Origin of the sequence: Oceanobacillus senegalensis (assembly GCF_900176885.1) — a bacterium.
Lineage (GTDB): Bacteria > Bacillota > Bacilli > Bacillales > Amphibacillaceae > Oceanobacillus > Oceanobacillus senegalensis.
Genome location: NZ_LT839648.1, coordinates 542,933 through 561,990 on the forward strand (window position 1 = coordinate 542,933; position 19,058 = coordinate 561,990).

A 19,058-nucleotide genomic window follows, 5' to 3' on the forward strand; every position below is an offset into this window, starting at 1 on the left:
AGCGTTTGGCACATATTGTTCACCGTACACCATTATTAACATCAGCAACAACGAATAACTTAGTAGGAAAACATGTATATTTTAAGATGGAAAACCAACAAAAAACGGGTGCATTTAAATTTCGTGGTGCGAGCTATAAATTGTTGCAGCTATCAAAATCCCAACTTGCAAAAGGGGTTATAACAGCTTCTGCAGGAAATCATGCGCAAGGTGTTGCTTTGGCGGCTAGGAAGCTTGGCGCGAAGGCTACTATATTTATGGCTGAAGGAACCCCACTTGCAAAAGTAAATGCAACAAGGAATTATGGTGCCGATGTTGTACTAACAGGAGAAAGTTTTCAGGAGGCATATGAAGCTTCCTTAGAACATCAGAAACAAAACGGTGCTGTATACATTCACCCGTTTGACGATTATGATATCATGACAGGTCAAGGAACGATGGTCATGGAAATGCTTCGTCGAGAAGACCGCATCGATACTATTTTAGTTCCAATCGGTGGGGGAGGTTTAATTAGTGGCATTGCCGTTGCTGCAAAACATGTGAACCGGAATATAAAGGTGATCGGAGTTCAATCAAACGGCGCTCCTGCTATCTATAAAAGCTATCATAGTAATTCCGTCGAGAAATTAGATACAGTATCTACCATTGCCGAAGGGATTGCTGTTAAACAGCCAGGTGAATTAACCCTACCTATTATTAAAAGCTATGTAGATGATATTGTAACTGTCAATGATGAGGAAATCGCATCGGCAATCGTCTATATGCTTGAACGAAATAAAACGTTAATGGAAGGGGCTGGAGCAGCTGCATTAGCCGCTTTATTTGCACATAATGATAAGATACATTCCAGGCACTGTGGCGTGGTTGTAAGTGGAGGAAACCTTGACATTGGAAAAATGTCAACGATCCAAGAACTTGCCAATCAGCTAAATCCTGTTAGCCCGGTCGAGAGAAAAATTGCACTATAAAGAATGAAAACTCACTATCCAAATGGGTAGTGAGTTTTTTAATGGTCTTAGTAGTAATTAAATATCTTTAATCGAACGTTGTATGGCCGTTTTGTATTATATGACGTTCACTAACTCAATACGGTAGTTGGAGCGTAAATATTGTTCCCGATTCCACAAAACAGGGTAAGTTCAGAATCATTCAAATGCGATATAAAACACAACAAAATAAACGAAAAAAGCTTAGAGTAAATAAGCCTAGACGAAAGAAGGTACTCTTGGCTTAGTACAATCTTTAATATCTTGTATCCTTTCTTCATATTATTCTAATAGCAGGAAAAAGGAGCTGATTGAATGTATCAAGTACAGCAAAGAAAGAAATTCCTGTTTATTGGCGGATGTATGATTCTATTATTTTTATTTTTAATTATATTCTTTGTTCTTATTTTTCTTCGTTCACCTGAAAGGGAAGCTGTTCAAGTGGTTGAGGAATTCTACGATTTTGAACAAGAGGGGATTTTTGCTGAATCATGGGAATTATTTCATCCGTATATGCAAGAAAAGTTTTCAAAAGGACATTATATACAAGACCGCGCTCATGTTTTTATGAATCATTTCGATGTAGTATCTTTTTCTTATTCTATTGGAGAAGTTGAGAAAGTAGAAAATTGGACAATGGAAGAGAGTAGGGAACCAATTGATTTGGTTTATAAGATGACTATTTATCAGGAGTATAATGGAAAATATGGGAAAATGACAATCATGCAAGATGTTTATGTAACCCAGGTAGAAGAAGAATGGAAGATTATGTGGGATTATTCAAGTTAGTTATAAATGTCAATGATAAATGTACAGTTTTGCTTAAATAAAATCTAATAGGGGATTGTCAAATAAAATGTGTACGTTTTTTATGTGTAGCGTGCCGTTTGTACGTTAAAACAGACAGAAAATCAGATTCTGTCTGTTTTTTTCATTTTATTTATTTAGATCTCTAATCGTTCTAGATGAATTAGGTTTTTCAAAAACATATCCTTCAAGCTGATCATCAATAATATTTACTAAGTCAGCTACCGCATCTTCCCTACTGTACAGTTCATCATCTTGAAGATTTACTGCAACTCCAAGAATTTGTGATTTTAATATTTCTATATTGTATCTATCCAGTAATTTTAACATTTTTTCACCACCTTTCATCAGGACTTTAATACTATAATAATACTACTGTCCAAAATAATCTTGTATTGAATGAAGTGTTCTAAAAAAGTTCAAATTTCAATGAAGGTTGAGTTAATTATTAAAAACATTATTTTCATGGAATTTAACATTTGACGAAAAAACTACTATACGAAACAATGAATCATATTGAGTCGTGAAAGGGGAGAGAATTAGGTTGACGATATTTGCAAGCAATGCTTTGAATGGAAAACATGCTTTAGTAACTGGATCAACAGGTGGGATTGGCTATGAAACGGCAAAGGTATTATCAAAGATGGGAGCAGCCGTTACGATTACAGGAAGACGGGAAGAAAAATTGCAAGAGCTGAAGAAAGATATTTTAGAATCAGTTCCTGATGCAAAGATATTTAGTTATAAAAGTGATCTAACAAATGAAGTAGAAAGAGAAGAATTGGTGAAAGCAGCTGAAAAGGAGAATGGTTTTATTTCACTTTTGGTCAATAGTGCTGGAATATTAGGTAAGGGACTAGTTGAAGAAACTTCACAAGAAGAACTTGATCGAGTAATGCACGTAAACTATACCGTTCCCATTTTATTGACCCAACGAATTTATGAACAGATGAAAGTGAAAAAAGAAGGTGTGGTTGTGAATGTATCTTCCTTATCTGGTCTAAGAGGAACGTATGCAGGAACGGCTTATTCTGGGTCGAAATTTGCACTTATTGGTTTTACCCAGTCATTTGCCCTTGAAGCTATTAAGTATGGAGTTCGAGTGAATGCTGTATGTCCTGGATATGTGGAAACGGATATGGGAAGAGAATCGATACGAAATAAGGGATTGCGTGAAAATAGGAGTTTTGAGGAACAGTATAAGATTGTTAATGAAGGTCTTCCATCAGGTAGGATTACAGATCCTAGGGAAGTAGCTAACACAATCGCCTATCTATTAACGGAAGCAGCGTCCAATATTGTTGGGGAGTCTGTGAAAATATCTGGTGGTTCGGTCATGCGTTAGGAGTTTATAGTAGGTTAAGGGGCCATTTCGTTCATCTAAAATAAAAGTCAGTGGAAGATGAAAGAACCTCCACTGGTTGAGGATTCACTTTATTTGAAACATTTAGTGACCTGGCCTATATAAAAAGCTGGGATTAATTGGTTGATTGACACCATTTTTGTTCCTATTTATAATAGATAGAGTTGAATAGTAGAAAAGAGGTTCTTAGCGAAAACCCTCTTAAAAAAACTAAGGACAGAAGCCATGTGCCCTTAGAGGCGCATGGCTTTTTCTACGTAGGGCAATAAAAATGAAGTCTTCCAAAAACTTATAACTTAGGAGGTAATCATATGAACAAAGAAGAACAAATGTCTGATTTAACGTTATTAGGAAATCAAGGTACAAAATATGAGTTTGATTACAATCCAGATATATTAGAAACGTTTAAGAATAAACATCCAAACAGAGACTATTTTGTAAAGTTTAACTGTCCTGAATTTACGGCACTGTGCCCGATTACTGGTCAGCCCGATTTTGCAACGGTTTATATTAGCTATATTCCAGATGTGAACATGGTAGAAAGTAAATCATTAAAACTATATCTTTTCACATTTCGTAACCATGGTGCCTTCCATGAAGATACGATGAATATTATCATGAATGATTTAATTGAAAAAATGGATCCACGGTATATAGAAGTATGGGGCAAATTCACCCCAAGAGGAGGAATTTCCATTGACCCGTATTGCAATTATGGAAAACCAGGCACCAAATATGAAAAAATGGCCGAGCACCGCATGATGAACCATGACATGTACCCAGAAAAAGTAGATAATCGTTAAAACAGGGTTAATGGGGTGGTTCTTTATGTACCAAATTGACAGATGTTAGCATAGGGAAGGCTAATTTACAATAAAAAGGAGTAGTAGTGGATTGAAAAAAATTTTATCCATAACTGCTCCTTTTCACCCATCACTACTTTATAGTTAGGTGTGGTCATTATCTTCACTAACAATTTCTCATGTTCATAGTAAATCTTAATTAAGGCTGATTAGAAATCAATTTTCATTTCGTATCCGTATATGTGGTTTATTAGAACCGTCTCTAATGATACCTAAACCATACAAACCACTCATCGTCTTTGTTTTGGGCTAAAAAAATTTGTCCCTCTAATGCGCTGGCACTTTTTCCTTCCCATTTTGGAAAATATAATCGCACCAGCCAAGATTTATTCGCAATGGTTTCTCCACAAAAGGTTTTCGCCATTTTATAATAGACTTCATCTTTACTACTTACTGTATCTTGAAAAGGGAGAGCAGTTAAAATCTCCCATTCAGAGAACATATCTCCTAGCTCCCCTTTTTCATATGTATCCGGAACAATCTGTTCAAGTGCTTTACGGAGCTCATCCTTTTCTTTTATTGAAGTTTCCTTTAATTGTTTTGCGTTAGGGCATTTAATGTCAGGTTGTGCATATATTTGGTTCGGTACAAAGATGAACAAAATAAGCGTTAGGATGATTGCTATTTTTTTCATAAACATCACCTCTGTATTAATATTCCAATAACCATTTTGATTATTCGTCAAAGAAGTATCTAAAGATTAGGAATCCAATAAAAATAAAAAATTCCCACATCAATTGATTTTAAAAACTGGGACATCAGTATCGTCCCTCATAACCCAAGTTTGTGATACACTTTCAATATCAAGAGGAATAAGTAGGAGTTGAGTGGTAGTGAAAAAAGGTTTTCAAGTAGTAGTTGGTTTTCTACTCGTATTAATAGTGGTAGGTTGTAGCGATAATACAATAAATGAGGAAGGAAAGGATATAAAGGAATTAGTTCACGATTATAGTGTAGGTAACTTTGATGATGTAACTGCTTCTATCACGTCACATGAGCTCATTGTAACTGAGAATAATGAAAGCGAAATCAGATATGATCTTCCAAAGGATGAATTTTTTGTCTCCATTGCGCCATTTATTGAACATACGCATGAATGTGCTATTCACAGTTTAACAGGTTGCCAGGGGGAATTAGTTGAAGAGGAATTTAATGTATATATTGAAGATGAACAAGGGAATGTTGTGGTGGATGAAACGATGACATCTTTTGCAAATGGGTTTATCGATTTGTGGTTGCCTCGCGATAAAAATCTTCATGTTTCGATTGAACATAATGGAAAAGTATCCGAAACTGATATTTCTACCTTTGAAGGCGACAAAACCTGTATTACGACTATGCAGTTACTTTAATCACTCTTCATCATAACAACATAATTTAAAGAACCTTAAAATCCAAGCTTCTTTTTGATAATTTTAATCCGAAAGGCAATATGAAGCCAATGATTCAAAGGAGAATCACCGAATGAATTGGTATGAAAAGCTGAACAGTTATTTTCCTGCAGAGGTAATGAAACCCTAGGACCAAATAGGTGCTTTACTTTTTGGGAAAGGGAGATATGTACTATATCTATATCCCCGAATAAAAAAACACCCATATCGAAAACTAAGTTTGTTCGTTTTAGATCAAAAAATTTCTAAAACAAAGGGGATATATATGCTGGACAAGAAGACGATTGAAACAGTAAAATCGACAGCACCGGTCTTAAAAGAACACAGTTCAGAAATTGGGAAAAGGTTTTATGAATTATTATTTACAAAAGTTCCTGATTTGTACAACCTTTTTAACCAAACAAACCAAAAACGTGGCATACAGCAAGAGGCTTTGGCATACTCTGTTTATGCGGCAGGAGAACATATCGATAACTTGGATGCAATTAAGCCTGTCATTACTCGAGTGACGGAAAAGCACCGAGCTATCGGAGTGAAGCCAGAACAGTATCCTATTGTTGGTAAAACCTTGCTTGAAGCAGTAAAAGATGTCCTAGGTGATGCGGCTACAGAGGATGTATTAATCGCCTGGGGAAAAGCCTATAATTATATTGCAGATGCTTTTATTGAAATTGAGAACAACCTTTATGAGGAAACGGAGAAGATTCCTGGAGGCTGGAGAGGATTTCGTGATTTTGTAGTAGATAAAAAAGTAGATGAAAGTGATATCATCACATCTTTTTATCTACGACCGAAAGATGGAGAGCCTATCCCATCATATGAGGCAGGCCAGTACCTCACATTAAATGCAAATATTAAGAGTGAAGATTATAATCATATAAGGCATTACAGCTTATCGGATGTACCTGGAAAAGATTACTATCGAATAAGTGTAAAACGCGAAGATAGTATTGGTGATCAGCCTCCTGGGCTTGTTTCCAATTACTTGCATAATCAAATTCAATCTGGCGACATTTTACAGTTTTCCGCCCCAGCTGGGGATTTTACCATTAAGCCCTCTAACAAGCCACTTGTTCTTTTAAGTGGAGGGATTGGTATAACTCCTTTACTAAGTATGTTAAATACAACGGTTGAAAAACATCCAAATCGTGCCATTTATTTTATTCATGCAACACAGAACAGTAAAGTGCACGCATTTAAAGACCATGTAGCTGAATTAGCTAAAAATCATGAGCCAGTCCATTCTTATGTATGTTATGATTCGCCAACAGAAGAGGATAAACAAAAACATGAATATGATAAGGAAGGGTTTGTTGATTTAGATTGGCTGAAAAAAATTGTGCCAAACAACGACGCTGAATTCTATCTTTGTGGATCTGTGCCATTTTTGCAGGCAATGGTAAGAACATTAAATGTTTGGGGCATACCGAAAGAACAAATTCATTTCGAAGTATTTAATCCGATTGCGATTTTAGGTGAATAAGCTAATACGTTATTTTATAATTAAAGGGATTAGAGAAATACTCTCTAATCCCTTTATCGCAGGTTAAGGGCAGTAATCCCTCACTTATTAAAGATTCACTTTATTTCTAATGATTTGTAGAATAATGTCAAAGGTTAATCCTGATTAAACCAGAGTGGATCTTTATTATCAACATCGCCATTATAATTGATGAGAATCTCATCTCCTGCTTTTATATCTGTATAAGCATAGAAATTGAATGTGTGATTTCCGAAATTAATCTCATAAATGGCATTTGGTTCATAAGAATGGTTAAACAACATTCCATAACCTAGAAGGATAGCAGTATGATTTATTCCATACTCAAAAGCATAATCTGCGAGCAAGGTTTTCTCAATGTATGGATGCTGGTCATTTGGATAAGCAATGACTGGTGCTTCGTGTAAAAGCTCTCCTTTTTTGATATTAGAAGTAGCAAATACCCCTCTATTGAATTCCCCATCACTTAGTGAAGATGTTTTTATTTCAATCATATTTATCGCCTACTTACTTTTAAAAATTTTTTCTTTTTACCAATGATTTATATCCATACTACATGAAGTACCAGAAACAATCCAATTTAACATGAAATAATAAACGAAACGATAAGAAAAGGAAGATAAGAATTATGATGAAGAATCACGGCTATAGGTGGAAATTCAAAAGGGAGATAAGTGAACGAACTACATACAAATTCGTCCGATTATAGAAAATATTATTAACCAAGCTTGTTTCATCGTATAATGGTAATAATCAAATAAAACCGTGGATAATTGGGAAAGGAGTGGTTGAATTAATGAGTGAAGCGTATATTTTATCGATTGATCAAGGAACAACAAGTTCAAGGGCAATTATTTTCAATCAAAGTGGGCAGGTAGTTGAAACATCCCAACGTGAGTTTGAACAATTTTTTCCAAAGCCTGGTTGGGTAGAACATGATGCCAATGAAATTTGGACTAGTGTCCTTTCATGTATTGCGGATGTATTGCGTAAAGCATCCATTCAGCCGAGTCAGGTAGCTGGAATTGGTATTACGAATCAGCGGGAAACGACGGTTGTATGGGACCGGCTTACAGGAAAACCAATACATCGAGCAATCGTATGGCAGTCTAGGCAAACAGAAGACATTTGTCAGGAATTAAAAGAAGCAGGCTATGAAGATATGATTCGAAACAAGACAGGACTTCTTATTGATCCGTATTTTTCTGGGACAAAGGTAAAATGGATTTTAGAACATGTTGATGGTGCAAGGGAGAAAGCAGAAAATGGAGATTTACTTTTTGGAACGATGGATACGTGGATTGTTTACAAGCTGTCAGGTGGTAAGGTGCATATTACTGATTATTCCAATGCCTCTAGAACCATGATGTTTAATATTTACGATTTAAAATGGGATGACGAGCTTTTAGAGATGTTGTCTATTCCAAAATGTATGTTACCCGAAGTGCACCCTTCATCCGAAGTTTATGCGAAAACAGTTAATTATCATTTCTTTGGACATGAAATACCGATTGCCGGAATTGCTGGTGATCAGCAGGCAGCGCTTTTCGGTCAAGCTTGTTTTGAAAAAGGAATGGCGAAAAACACATACGGAACGGGCTGTTTCATGTTAATGAACACTGGAAAAAAAGGGGTACAATCAGAGTATGGATTGCTTACCACTCTTGCGTGGGGAATAGATGGAAAGGTAGAGTATGCACTTGAGGGAAGTATTTTTGTGGCAGGTTCTGCTATTCAATGGCTTCGTGACGGACTACGAATGATTCAACAAGCCAAAGAAGTGGAAGATTATGCGAAAAAAGTGGAATCAACAGATGGAGTATATATGGTTCCAGCATTTGTTGGATTAGGAACCCCATATTGGGACAGTGAAGCAAGAGGTGCCGTTTTTGGACTGACAAGGGGGACTACGAAAGAACATTTTATTCGTGCGATACTGGAATCTCTAGCCTATCAAACGAAAGATGTGCTAGATGCTATGATTACTGAATCAGGAATCGACTTGAAAACATTACGTGTGGATGGTGGGGCTGTGAAAAATAACCTGCTTATGCAATTTCAAAGTGATATGCTAGGTGTACCAGTAGAACGCCCTGTTGTACAAGAAACTACTGCCTTAGGTTCTGCGTACCTAGCAGGATTAGCAGTAGGATTTTGGGAGAATAAAGAGGAAATTGCAAAGCTTTGGCAGCATGATAAGACCTTTACAAAGCAAATGGATGACAGGAAGCGGAATGAATTATATCGAGGCTGGGAGAAGGCTATTGAGGCGACGAGGGCATTTAAGTAGGAAGGTACCTTGTTGCAGTTCTTATGGTATAAAATCTATAAAAAGAAAGATTGAAGGTTTGTGAACATGAGAAAACATTGGGATCTTTTTATCGCATTTTTTCGAGTTGGATTATTAGGTTTCGGTGGGGGACCTGCATCCATCCCATTGATTCAGAAGGAAGTGGTAGAAAAATATAAATGGATGGACGAAGAAGAATTTGGTGATGTCCTGGCTATTGCAAACACGTTACCAGGGCCAATTGCTACTAAGTTGGCTGGCTATATCGGATATCGGATTACCGGACTGGTCGGGATGGTAAATGCCATCGTGGCCAATATCGTACCAATGATTGTCCTCTTGATAGTGCTCCTAACATCTTTATCATCATTTAAAGAGTTTGATTGGGTACAAGGAATGACAAATGGGGTTGTACCTGTTGTGGGGATGATGATGGCCATATTGACATGGAAATTTGTGAAAAAAGCCGGACAAGGGCTCGGCTGGAAGAAAGCAGTTATAGCTTTAGTCTGCTTATTTATTATATTACAATTTTTAAATATACACCCTGGGATTGTCATTGGTGTCTTACTCATTTTAGCGTTGTCCTTAAAGGATAACAAGGAAGGAAAAGCTTCATGATTTATTGGCAAATATTTTTAGCATTTTTTATTCCAGGTATTTTAGGCTATGGTGGTGGACCTGCATCCATCCCGTTAATTGAGAATGAAGTAGTGAAACGCTATGAATGGATGACCGTACAGGAATTTAGTGAAGTCCTTGCGTTTGGAAACTCACTACCTGCACCTATTGCACCAAAACTTGCCGGGTATATCGGTTTTGAAGTAGGTGGAATCTTTGGATCAATCATTGCTATCCTTGCAACGGTTGCGCCATCATTGATTTTGATGATTTTACTTGGAGGTATATTGCTGCGCTTCAAGGATTCACCAAAAGTGAAAAGGCTGACATTATTCGTCCAACCGGTTATTGCAATTCTGCTCGGAGTACTAACGTGGAACTTTTTGAAGGAATCCTATGAAGGTATAGGAATGCTACAAACCATCTTCATCGTTGTGATTAGCTATGTTCTTATAGAGCGGATGAAAGTTCATCCTGCAATTGTAATTGCAGTGGCTCTCGTGTATGGTGGATTTTTATTATAATGATGAATAAACATCGGTATTCGTTCTATTTTTAAGAATGCCGATGTTGTAAGCTTCATCATTAAAAAACCTTGGACTTGATAAAATCCAAGGTTTCTGACAGTTAATCACATTCTTCAACGACAATAGCATTGTCTGGTAGGTCAGGGGAAAAATAGACAGCTTCAAAAGGATTCCCAACTTCCTCACTCTCGATGGATATGAAGAATGAATCGGCTTCACCTGGTGTTGTTGATTCACTTAAAGTTACAAAGAAAGATACATTCACCGTTGACATATCCGCTCTAGTAACCACCCCTAATCCACTAATATTAAGGCTTATACCCGTAGGACCAATAACGCAAGTAGGAGCTGGAATACTAGTAGAAACTAATGTGAAAGAATTATTTGGTGTAGGTGTATCATCAGTGAAGGTAAAAGTAAGAGAAGAACCTTCAACAGAACAGTCAGGACAAACTTCACCAACAAAAGTAACATCGCCTGTATCTTCTGCTCCATTTATAGTTATATTAGAATTAGGAGCTGTGGCATTAACAGTACCACTACATTCACATTCATCTTCATCTTCAATATCACCGATCTCATCGAGTAATAATTCTAAAACAATTTCTTTTTTAATGGCTAATTTTGTAATACGTTCAATAAATTCGGGATCTTGTGTTGTTGCAGCAAATTCCAAAATAGATGCAATTGCTGCTTCAATTCTTGCAGATGCATCAATAAAAGGCCCATTTACCATTTTATTCATCCTTTCTAGATTGTTTAACATAATGTTGACCCTTGCATTAGTAGGTTATGCTTGTTTGCAAAATCGATATAAACGATTAACTTAATAAAAGGATAAAAAATAAAAATTAGTTAAAATATCTAAAGCCATCTAGAGGCTTTCTAATATTAAGAATACTTTGTTTAAAAGTTTAATCGTTATATTCTAGTCTGGACAATTACATGGATGTGGTGAGCATTTCTTACACTTATGGTCATCTTTCGTCCGGATCTCTTTGCAAGCTTTTGTTGTATCATCTATTAAGAACTCCAGAATAATTTCCTTCTTAATTGCAAGTTTGATTAAGTTTTCTAATCTATCGTGAAATTCTTTTACTTCTTCAGGTTTGAAATTTCCGTATTTTAAAATTAAAATTTCCGCTTCAATTGCTTCAGCTAGAGCGTTTTCCATGTTTGCTACAGATCTTATGAGTTCGCTCAGTTCCTCCATACAATCATGTTTGCAATGGTGGTGTTTTCTATGCTGATGTTTAAAATCATTTTGCTCTTTGTAATGATGGTGATGATGTTCACTAGGTTCAGATTGTCTACGTCTTTTAAGACTATAATATTGAACCAACCATGGTCGCCTCCTTTCAAAACGAGGATTATTCTGTAGTGTATTCTATGTTACTGTGTAGAACATGTATAAGCACTGACCCAGTATGCGGTCTATAAACAATTATTAGAAAGAACCTAAGTTATTTAGGATTGTTCTGCAGAAAGCCCTAAGAGTCTGGGTTTAGACAATAAAATAAAAGGTTAAAGCCTGTTTTAAAATTACTATCCGTAATTATCAGACAGGCTTTTTTATCGCAGGTTAAGGGGCAGTAATACCCCCACTGATATAGATTCACTTTATTTCAATTGTTAGAAATGTCTATGGCCTCTTATTCGTGAAAAGGAACCGGTTATCCATAAACAGATACAAGTTAAAGGAATAATAGCAATTATTAAACTAATCAATGGTATAGTAAAAAAGTGAGGGGGGGATAGAGTGAAACTGAATATTGATATTGATTCAAAGTACAAGGAGACTTATGTCACGATTCAAGCAAAGGAATGGACGAAAGAGGTAGAAGAATTGGTTCAAAAGTTAAACCAGCAAACCCCAAAGCGTATTGTAGGGTTTCATGAGAATGGCCAGGTTCTGCTTTCACCATCTCACATTGACTATGTATTTGCTGAAAGTCGCAAAGTATATGCTAATTTAAACCAGCAATCATTTGAAATAAATATGAAATTATATGAAGTAGAAAATCTATTTAAAAGTTATGGGTTTAGTCGTTTTTCAAAATCAGTGATTGGAAACCATCACCAAGTTATACGGTTTGAGTTGGCTTTTAATGGGAGTCTCTGCGTTTATTTTAAATCTGGGGGTAAGGGGTATGTCTCTCGTAGATATGTTCGTGAAATAAAGAAGAAATTAATTTTATGAGCTGATACACATGATCATTGAAGTGTTAAGGAGGAGTTTGGTTGGCTTGGGATTTAGCGCGATTATCACATTCGCTTTTTTAACTGTCATGGTGATTCAGGACCTTCAGTTCTCTGTTTATATTATTTGGAGAAATGTGCTGGGGGGAATGGTGATGGGTGTATATTTTGGTACTGCCTCCCTCGTTTATGAAATTGAAAAATGGAGTCCATTAAAACAAACGGTAGTACACTTTGTTTTATCTGTAAGCATTTGGTTATCTCTTGCTATTTGGATGGGATGGGTACTACTGTTTCCTTTACTATTAGGTATTGGTAGTTTCATGGTTATATATATACTATTCTGGTGTGGTTCTTACCTTTATTTTAAGAGAATAGAAAGTGAATTGAATAGTTCCATAAAAAAGTAATAAAATAAAAAACAATCTCCAATTAGCAAAAGTGCCTTATCTGGTTATAAAAGAATAATACTACCTTTAATATCACAGAAACCTGGAGAAAGAGCATAGACTGATAAACGGGATTCGCTTAAACTTTCCACATCATATTTCATTCCTTCCGCATATATGGATTCATCTTTCTTATCATACTTAAGAAAAAACACGGATAAGATTGATGTTATTTTTTTTCGAGTTCACCACAAACTAACAATTGAATAAAAAAAATTTACAACTGTAAACATAATAAAAATAAAAAGAAGGAGTGCTTATATGCAACAAAACCGACAAACTAAACAGAGGTTGAAATCAAGTATGAAACCAGGATTCGCTGGAACTAATGCGGAAAAAGTAAAACAAGAAATTCAGAAAGATCTAAGTGAGGGACAAGGTGCAATGACATCTCGAGAGGCAGGAGCTAGGCGTAATACCTAAACTACTTAACAGGGGTTACTCCAAAAATTGAAAGGAAATATCCTTCAGGTGTACCAAACAAAGCCGGGATATAAAGTCATCATTAGACTTTTTATTTGTAAATAGTAAGTAAAAAAGTAAGTTCAATAGAAATAATCCATTTTGTAACTTACGTTCAAAGTGGATTATTTTGTTTAAGGAAAATTAAACGAATAACATTGAAGATTCACTGTATAAAATTAAAATAATATAAACTCTCTCAATTTGCTCGAATATATTGACAGAAGGAATAATGTATATCTGAACAATTCCGCTTATGGATGAAACATTTTCTATGGTTAAATCGTACTAAAGCTTAATAGGAATATTAAATATAAATATCTTCTTTAGGGAGGAATATCAAAGCAAGTGGGAAAGGTTAAATTTATTTTATTAATTGGACTCACAATATCATTAGCTTTAGTAATGAATTACTATGTCATTAAATTTTTCATTGCATTTCTCTTCGATACATTGAGTTGGGAATACACAATCATGGAGTTTTTACTGGTTGTACTTACTTCAGTATTATTGGGGTTGCTTTTTGGTGTATTTGTTCATAGTAGGAGGATGGTTAACTAGAAAATATTTTGGACATGTTTATTTTTTTTATTGGCTTACTATCATGATTTGACAAAAAGGGAGGAGTGACAGACTTATTCACTAAAGGGAGGAAGTGTGAACGAAAGGAGCTTCTTCATGTTGTTGATGGGCTAAGAAAACAGTTAAACAGTAAAAGAGTGTATCACCATTAGAATGGGGAAGCCATTACTTAAGATAAAAATGAGACTGGGACAAAAGTATTTTCTCTAAGCAAAAGCTGAACTTTATTGGTGGATAAAAACTACTCTGGAAATATACTTCGCTTTCCGCGGGCTGCTGACGATCCCCCTTCGTGCTAACGCACTACGGTGTCAACTAGGACTCTCATCCCACAGGACAAGGAACGCTACGGCAGCAAGGCATCGCACGAAGAAAATTGCACTTTATTTTCGAGGAGTCTATGTATATTTCCTCCGCTAAGTAGTGCGTTGTTCGTCTTTTGAGTTAAATACTTTAGTTATGTCCCAGTCTCATTCTAACTATTTCTTCTGCAATATAACAGCTGTTTATTCAGCCATTTATTAATCCATATACATAATGATCAACATATCTATCATGTAAAAATTCAGAACTTCTTATACAACCTTCTTTTTGAAAGCCTAATCTTTCAGGGATAGCTTGGCTTTTATGATTTTCCGTTGCGACCCGGATTTCCACTCTTTTTAATTTTAGTTCATTAAAACAATAATCTATAACAGATTTACAAGCGCTGGTCATTAACCCTTTACCTTGAAATTCTTCACCTAACCAATATCCTATAGAAGTAGATTTATTAACCCAGTCTATACCATGTAAGCCAATAACTCCTGCTAAATCCCCCCTATACCAAATCCCAGCTTGAAAACCGTTATTATTTCCAAATTGCTTTAATGTACCTTCAATAAACGCTTTTGAATTATTTATTTCTTTTGTGAAATCAACCCATGGCAACCATTCCCTGAGATAACTCCTTGATTTATCCGTTAACAAGAATAGACTTTCAGCATGTCTTGGTTCTAACAAACGTAGTTCAGAGTCATCATTAAGTTTAAAATAAAACATAATTCTCTCCTCGTTTCTTTTATAAAGAATTTTAGCTTATTTAGGTTTAAGAACAATTATTTCAAATATATATTCAATTTACAATACGCTTACTGGACAATCCTGCAACGCTTTAGGAGCTGGTTCTATTGTCCCAATGGCCAAGGATGGATGACATCATTGTTAACGGGTTTCGGGTCTTTTGGTATACTAAAATAAAAGTCAAAATATTAGAGGTAATCGATGTTTAGATTAATAAAAAAACTTATCTTGTTAGGAATCATCTTTGCATTATTAGTAGTCTTAGGAATTGGTGCGCTCGGTTACATTAAATACCAAGAAGCCATTGAAGGAATTCCTGTTATGGAAAAAGTAGAATCAGTAAAAGATGACGAGGATTTTGTCCGCCTTGAGGATGTTTCTCCTGATTTTACGGATGCGGTTGTCGCGATAGAGGATCATCGTTTTTATAGGCATGGCGCTTTTGATTTGATATCCCTTGTTCGGGCAATGCTTACCAACCTAAAGGCAAAGGAAATTGTACAAGGTGGTAGCACATTAACACAGCAAGTTGCTAAAAACCTTTATTTCAGTAATAATCAAAACTTTATCCGAAAAGTTGCCGAGCTTTTTGTAGCATTTGATCTTGAAAGAATCTATAGCAAAGATGATATTTTAGAGCTCTATGTCAATATCATTTACTATGGAGAAGGGAATTATGGCGTTAAAGAAGCGAGTCTATACTATTTTGGTAAAACGCCTGAAGAACTAAGTTATGAAGAAGCAACATTCTTGGCAGGCTTACCACAGGCACCTAGCTTATATAGTTCCAATGACAATATGGCGAAACAAAGGCAGTCAGAAGTAATGGAAGCATTATCGGAGTACCGAAGTGAATAGGAAAGAGGTCCGATTTCCCAATGAAAAACAAATATAAATTTTACATAGAAGGATAACTCGATGGGATGGAGTTATCTTTCATTATTTTATTAAATGACCTCTTTTGCATAGTACATTTTAATTATTATCTTTTTCCCTCTATTTCTATATAATTATGATCATTAGGGGGAGAAAAACTTGAAAAAAGTATGGGAAAGATTATTCGCCTATTTAATAGATTCATGTATTACAATAATTGGTGGATTCGTTTTTGCGGGAGCAGCTGGGGCTATTGGCTTTTTCGCATCACCGTTAATTTCAGTATTCGTTCCTTACGTTCCATCTGAACTGTCTGAGCAGTATGAATGGATGGAAAGGGTAATGGTACTTTCGTCGTTAGTGGGGATGTTTGTGTTTACTTACCTCTGTTTGGTTGTGGTTTTTAAACTGAACCAGACAATAGGTTATGAAAAACTAGGACTTCAGATGAAGGGAAATAATAAAACAACTTTACTGTTAAAGCTATTGATTCGGTATGGTACATTATTTATTGTGTATTCTTTCCCTTCCTTTAGTGCTAGTTCTTTTGGTTTTGAATCGGTATGGCTAGATTTCCTATTAATAGCTTATATTTTTTATCATTTAATAGATGGCGTTTTATTGCTATCATCAAAGGGAAATCAAACGTTAACAGACAAATGGTTGGGAATGGAGATAGTAGAAACCCAAAAGAGGAAAACGTAATTACTATAGGTTTATTTGCATTTTCGTACCTTTTTTTGTTTTTGTCTTACACTTGAAGGGTTACGCATAGTAATTCAATCACTTTATCTAGGCATTCAGCGCTCGCCACGGAAAGCATATTTCCGTAGCGGTATTTATACACTCATGTAGTAAGTTACTGATATTATATCTGTTATGTCCTAAATACCACAATCTAAAAAATAGCTCCTAGTTAAAAGGGGGGATTTTAATTAAGATATGTAAACGAGTGTTCTCCTATGTTACTGATGTATTGATGCTTTTAATTGGAAGTTTACTAAGTGCCAAAGTAATAGAGTTCTTGGCATCCTTGATAAAGATTTTTATTATACCATTCTCTAGCTCTATCCAAAATTTTTTTACATATATAATTGAAATAGCTGATGGGGTTTCTTCCATAATTGGCTTTATATTATTTTTGTTTAGCTATTTACTTCTTTATATTAGGAGACGAACAGTTGGTGATAAGCTTTTCGGGTTGCAATGGGAAGCAGGGAATAACCTTGCTTTATTAACAAAGTATTTAATCCGTTATGGTTTACTGCTTATCGTTTATCATTGCGAAGTGGTTTTCGGAATGGAAAGTGTATTTCTCATAACTACAATGAATGCCTACATCGTTTATCACATTGTCGATTCATTTATCCTGTTATGGTCGAAAGGAAATAAAACACTTACTGATAAATGGTTAGGAATCGTAGTATTAGAAATTCCAAGGAAAAAGAAATCATAACTTGGGGGAGATTTTATATGACGAAAAATAAGTATGAGTATCTTGCAGACGATCCAAACGTAAAAGTAATGCCTATTATGATTTCTTTAATTATCGGGGCCTTTTTTGCTATATTGAATGAAACATTGTTAAATATCGCCCTTACGACATTGATGGATGCATTTCAAATATCCGTTTCAACAGTTCAATGGATGGCAACTGGGTTTATGTTAGTAATGGGTATAGTCATACCAGCATCAGCTATCCTATTGCAATGGTTTACAACACGTCAATTATTTTTAGGTACTATGGCGGTATTCACGTTGGGAACCAGTATTTGTGCTATTTCCCCTACTTTCCCGATTTTACTAACAGGTCGCTTCATTCAGGCAGTTGGAACAGGGTTGTTAATTCCCATCATTTTTAATGTATTCTTACTCATATTCCCACCACATCGTCGTGGAAAAGTAATGGGAATAGTAGGTTTGGTTTTCATGTTTGCTCCAGCACTTGGTCCTACACTTTCGGGAGTTGTTGTAGAATATTTGGGCTGGCGTTATTTGTTTATAACTGTCATTCCATTTGTGTTATTTTCCATCGCGTTTGCTTATAAATATTTAGTAAATGTAACTGAAGTAACGAAGCCTAAGATTGATATCTTCTCCCTTATTTTATCCACAATTGGATTTGGTGGAATTGTATATGGGTTTAGTTCGGCTGGCCAAACGGAGGAGGGATTCTTACATCCGAATGCATATATCCCCATACTAATCGGTATCATCGCATTGGTTATTTTTTCTTTAAGGCAATTTAAGCTAGATGAGCCAATTATGAATTTAAGAGTTTTTAAATTTCCAATGTATACTCATGCGGTTATCATGTTTTTGATTATCATCATGACCATGTTCGCTTCAGAAATCATCTTACCTCTTTACATGCAAGGTCCTTTAGGGTTAGCGCCGGCAATTGCAGGATTTGTTTTACTTCCAGGTGCCATTTTAAGTGGGTTAATGTCTCCAGTTATGGGATCCTTGTTTGATAAGTTTGGGCCAAAAGTGATGATGCTGCCTGCCACATTAGTATTAAGTGCAACGATGTTTATGATGAGTAGATTAACTATGGAAACTCCATTTTGGATGGTTATTATCGGATATATTTTACTCATGTTATCTGTTTCTGCCATTATGATGCCGGCAGAAACCAATGGCTTAAATCAATTACCTAAAAAAATGTACCCACATGGAACAGCAGTCATGACGACATTGCAGCCTGTAGCAGGAGCAATTGGTGTATCGGTGTTTGTTAGTATTATGAACACAAGACAAAAGAATATTTTAAATGATTCTGCAACACCAACTAATCCGACAACCATAAACGAAGCTATGGTTTCCGGTGTAGAACTCGTTTATTTTATTTCTTTTGTAATAGCAGTAATCGCTTTAATTATGTCATTCTTTGTTTATCGATCAACACCTATAGAAACAGTGGAAGCATCTTCCAATCAACAAGTTAACTAGGTGAATATCACTCTTAGAGAAGTTAAGTGTAAATACTTCTCTATTTTTCTTTTCATAACCATTTAGTTTGGCTAGGCGCTTATTACCAGTAAATTCCTCACATATAATAAATAAGAAGACGAGAAAA

23 protein-coding genes and 1 riboswitch are annotated in these 19,058 nt (G+C 35.6%); of the genes, 17 read left to right on the forward strand and 6 right to left on the reverse strand.

What is annotated here, in order from left to right:
* The first annotated feature begins 5 nt into the window (after window positions 1-5).
* Window positions 6-968: a threonine ammonia-lyase gene (gene ilvA / locus CAO17_RS02480; protein ID WP_245831744.1), complete on the forward strand. Its 963-nt coding sequence runs from the start codon at window positions 6-8 to the stop codon at window positions 966-968.
* Between the two features lie 333 nt (window positions 969-1,301).
* Window positions 1,302-1,775 (forward strand): hypothetical protein, encoded by a 474-nt coding sequence (locus CAO17_RS02485; protein WP_245831745.1) that lies wholly within the window; start codon window positions 1,302-1,304, stop codon window positions 1,773-1,775.
* A 147-nt stretch (window positions 1,776-1,922) separates the two neighbouring features.
* Here CAO17_RS02485 and CAO17_RS02490 read toward each other — a convergent pair whose 3' ends face one another.
* Complete coding sequence (locus CAO17_RS02490) at window positions 1,923-2,141, reverse strand: hypothetical protein (protein ID WP_218775520.1); 219 nt, start codon at window positions 2,139-2,141, stop codon at window positions 1,923-1,925.
* Window positions 2,142-2,337: 196 nt separating this feature from the next.
* On the opposite strand from CAO17_RS02490, the gene CAO17_RS02495 reads away from it, so the two are divergent.
* Window positions 2,338-3,138 (forward strand): SDR family NAD(P)-dependent oxidoreductase, encoded by an 801-nt coding sequence (locus CAO17_RS02495; protein WP_085991252.1) that lies wholly within the window; start codon window positions 2,338-2,340, stop codon window positions 3,136-3,138.
* Between the two features lie 191 nt (window positions 3,139-3,329).
* A riboswitch (PreQ1 riboswitch) is annotated at window positions 3,330-3,376 on the forward strand.
* Window positions 3,377-3,467: 91 nt separating this feature from the next.
* Window positions 3,468-3,959: a preQ(1) synthase gene (gene queF, locus CAO17_RS02500; protein WP_085991253.1), complete on the forward strand. Its 492-nt coding sequence runs from the start codon at window positions 3,468-3,470 to the stop codon at window positions 3,957-3,959.
* Window positions 3,960-4,221: 262 nt separating this feature from the next.
* Here the strand turns inward: queF and CAO17_RS02505 are convergent, their stop codons facing one another.
* Window positions 4,222-4,653: a hypothetical protein gene (locus CAO17_RS02505; RefSeq protein WP_085991254.1), complete on the reverse strand. Its 432-nt coding sequence runs from the start codon at window positions 4,651-4,653 to the stop codon at window positions 4,222-4,224.
* 199 nt (window positions 4,654-4,852) lie between these two features.
* Between CAO17_RS02505 and CAO17_RS02510 the strand changes: the two genes are divergently transcribed.
* Window positions 4,853-5,371 carry a CueP family metal-binding protein gene (locus tag CAO17_RS02510; RefSeq protein ID WP_085991255.1) on the forward strand — a complete coding sequence of 173 codons (519 nt, stop codon included), beginning with the start codon at window positions 4,853-4,855 and terminating at the stop codon, window positions 5,369-5,371.
* Window positions 5,372-5,675: 304 nt separating this feature from the next.
* On the forward strand, window positions 5,676-6,893 hold the full coding sequence (gene hmpA / locus CAO17_RS02515) for an NO-inducible flavohemoprotein (RefSeq protein WP_085991256.1): 1,218 nt from the start codon (window positions 5,676-5,678) through the stop codon (window positions 6,891-6,893).
* 134 nt (window positions 6,894-7,027) lie between these two features.
* Here the strand turns inward: hmpA and CAO17_RS02520 are convergent, their stop codons facing one another.
* Window positions 7,028-7,405 carry an SET domain-containing protein gene (locus CAO17_RS02520; protein ID WP_085991257.1) on the reverse strand — a complete coding sequence of 126 codons (378 nt, stop codon included), beginning with the start codon at window positions 7,403-7,405 and terminating at the stop codon, window positions 7,028-7,030.
* Window positions 7,406-7,707: 302 nt separating this feature from the next.
* On the opposite strand from CAO17_RS02520, the gene glpK reads away from it, so the two are divergent.
* The 3 genes from glpK to CAO17_RS02535 all read left to right on the forward strand — a co-directional run bounded on the left by glpK (window position 7,708) and on the right by CAO17_RS02535 (window position 10,346).
* The gene (gene glpK / locus CAO17_RS02525; RefSeq protein ID WP_085991258.1) at window positions 7,708-9,201 is read left to right on the forward strand and encodes a glycerol kinase GlpK; all 1,494 of its coding nucleotides are present in this window, start codon (window positions 7,708-7,710) and stop codon (window positions 9,199-9,201) included.
* 66 nt (window positions 9,202-9,267) lie between these two features.
* A complete protein-coding gene (locus CAO17_RS02530) occupies window positions 9,268-9,822 on the forward strand; it encodes a chromate transporter (protein ID WP_085991259.1) in 555 nt (184 codons plus the stop codon).
* Complete coding sequence (locus tag CAO17_RS02535) at window positions 9,819-10,346, forward strand: chromate transporter (RefSeq protein ID WP_085991260.1); 528 nt, start codon at window positions 9,819-9,821, stop codon at window positions 10,344-10,346. Before CAO17_RS02530 ends, CAO17_RS02535 begins: the two co-directional genes overlap by 4 nt.
* Window positions 10,347-10,449: 103 nt before the next feature.
* Here CAO17_RS02535 and CAO17_RS02540 read toward each other — a convergent pair whose 3' ends face one another.
* Together CAO17_RS02540 and CAO17_RS02545 are read right to left on the reverse strand one after the other, a co-directional pair.
* Window positions 10,450-11,094 carry a hypothetical protein gene (locus tag CAO17_RS02540; protein WP_218775521.1) on the reverse strand — a complete coding sequence of 215 codons (645 nt, stop codon included), beginning with the start codon at window positions 11,092-11,094 and terminating at the stop codon, window positions 10,450-10,452.
* Window positions 11,095-11,277: 183 nt separating this feature from the next.
* Window positions 11,278-11,691 (reverse strand): hypothetical protein, encoded by a 414-nt coding sequence (locus tag CAO17_RS02545; protein WP_085991262.1) that lies wholly within the window; start codon window positions 11,689-11,691, stop codon window positions 11,278-11,280.
* A gap of 417 nt (window positions 11,692-12,108) precedes the next feature.
* Between CAO17_RS02545 and CAO17_RS02550 the strand changes: the two genes are divergently transcribed.
* The 4 genes from CAO17_RS02550 (at window position 12,109) to CAO17_RS21290 (ending at window position 14,020) form a co-directional block, all read left to right on the forward strand.
* Window positions 12,109-12,549: a LytTR family DNA-binding domain-containing protein gene (locus CAO17_RS02550; protein ID WP_085991263.1), complete on the forward strand. Its 441-nt coding sequence runs from the start codon at window positions 12,109-12,111 to the stop codon at window positions 12,547-12,549.
* A gap of 10 nt (window positions 12,550-12,559) precedes the next feature.
* Window positions 12,560-12,958: a DUF3021 domain-containing protein gene (locus CAO17_RS02555; protein ID WP_085991264.1), complete on the forward strand. Its 399-nt coding sequence runs from the start codon at window positions 12,560-12,562 to the stop codon at window positions 12,956-12,958.
* A 300-nt stretch (window positions 12,959-13,258) separates the two neighbouring features.
* On the forward strand, window positions 13,259-13,420 hold the full coding sequence (locus CAO17_RS20915) for a hypothetical protein (RefSeq protein WP_179151875.1): 162 nt from the start codon (window positions 13,259-13,261) through the stop codon (window positions 13,418-13,420).
* Window positions 13,421-13,807: 387 nt separating this feature from the next.
* Entirely contained in the window at window positions 13,808-14,020 is a 213-nt protein-coding gene (locus CAO17_RS21290) for a hypothetical protein (protein ID WP_085991265.1), read from the forward strand.
* A 531-nt stretch (window positions 14,021-14,551) separates the two neighbouring features.
* Here the strand turns inward: CAO17_RS21290 and CAO17_RS02565 are convergent.
* On the reverse strand, window positions 14,552-15,082 hold the full coding sequence (locus CAO17_RS02565; protein ID WP_085991266.1) for a GNAT family N-acetyltransferase: 531 nt from the start codon (window positions 15,080-15,082) through the stop codon (window positions 14,552-14,554).
* 222 nt (window positions 15,083-15,304) lie between these two features.
* Here CAO17_RS02565 and CAO17_RS02570 point away from each other — a divergent pair, with 222 nt between their 5' ends.
* The 4 genes from CAO17_RS02570 (at window position 15,305) to CAO17_RS02585 (ending at window position 18,931) form a co-directional block, all read left to right on the forward strand.
* Window positions 15,305-15,961 carry a biosynthetic peptidoglycan transglycosylase gene (locus CAO17_RS02570; protein ID WP_179151876.1) on the forward strand — a complete coding sequence of 219 codons (657 nt, stop codon included), beginning with the start codon at window positions 15,305-15,307 and terminating at the stop codon, window positions 15,959-15,961.
* A 177-nt stretch (window positions 15,962-16,138) separates the two neighbouring features.
* Complete coding sequence (locus CAO17_RS02575; RefSeq protein WP_085991267.1) at window positions 16,139-16,684, forward strand: RDD family protein; 546 nt, start codon at window positions 16,139-16,141, stop codon at window positions 16,682-16,684.
* 274 nt (window positions 16,685-16,958) lie between these two features.
* Entirely contained in the window at window positions 16,959-17,435 is a 477-nt protein-coding gene (locus CAO17_RS02580) for an RDD family protein (RefSeq protein WP_218775522.1), read from the forward strand.
* Between the two features lie 17 nt (window positions 17,436-17,452).
* Window positions 17,453-18,931: an MDR family MFS transporter gene (locus tag CAO17_RS02585; RefSeq protein WP_085991269.1), complete on the forward strand. Its 1,479-nt coding sequence runs from the start codon at window positions 17,453-17,455 to the stop codon at window positions 18,929-18,931.
* Window positions 18,932-19,058 lie beyond the last annotated feature (127 nt).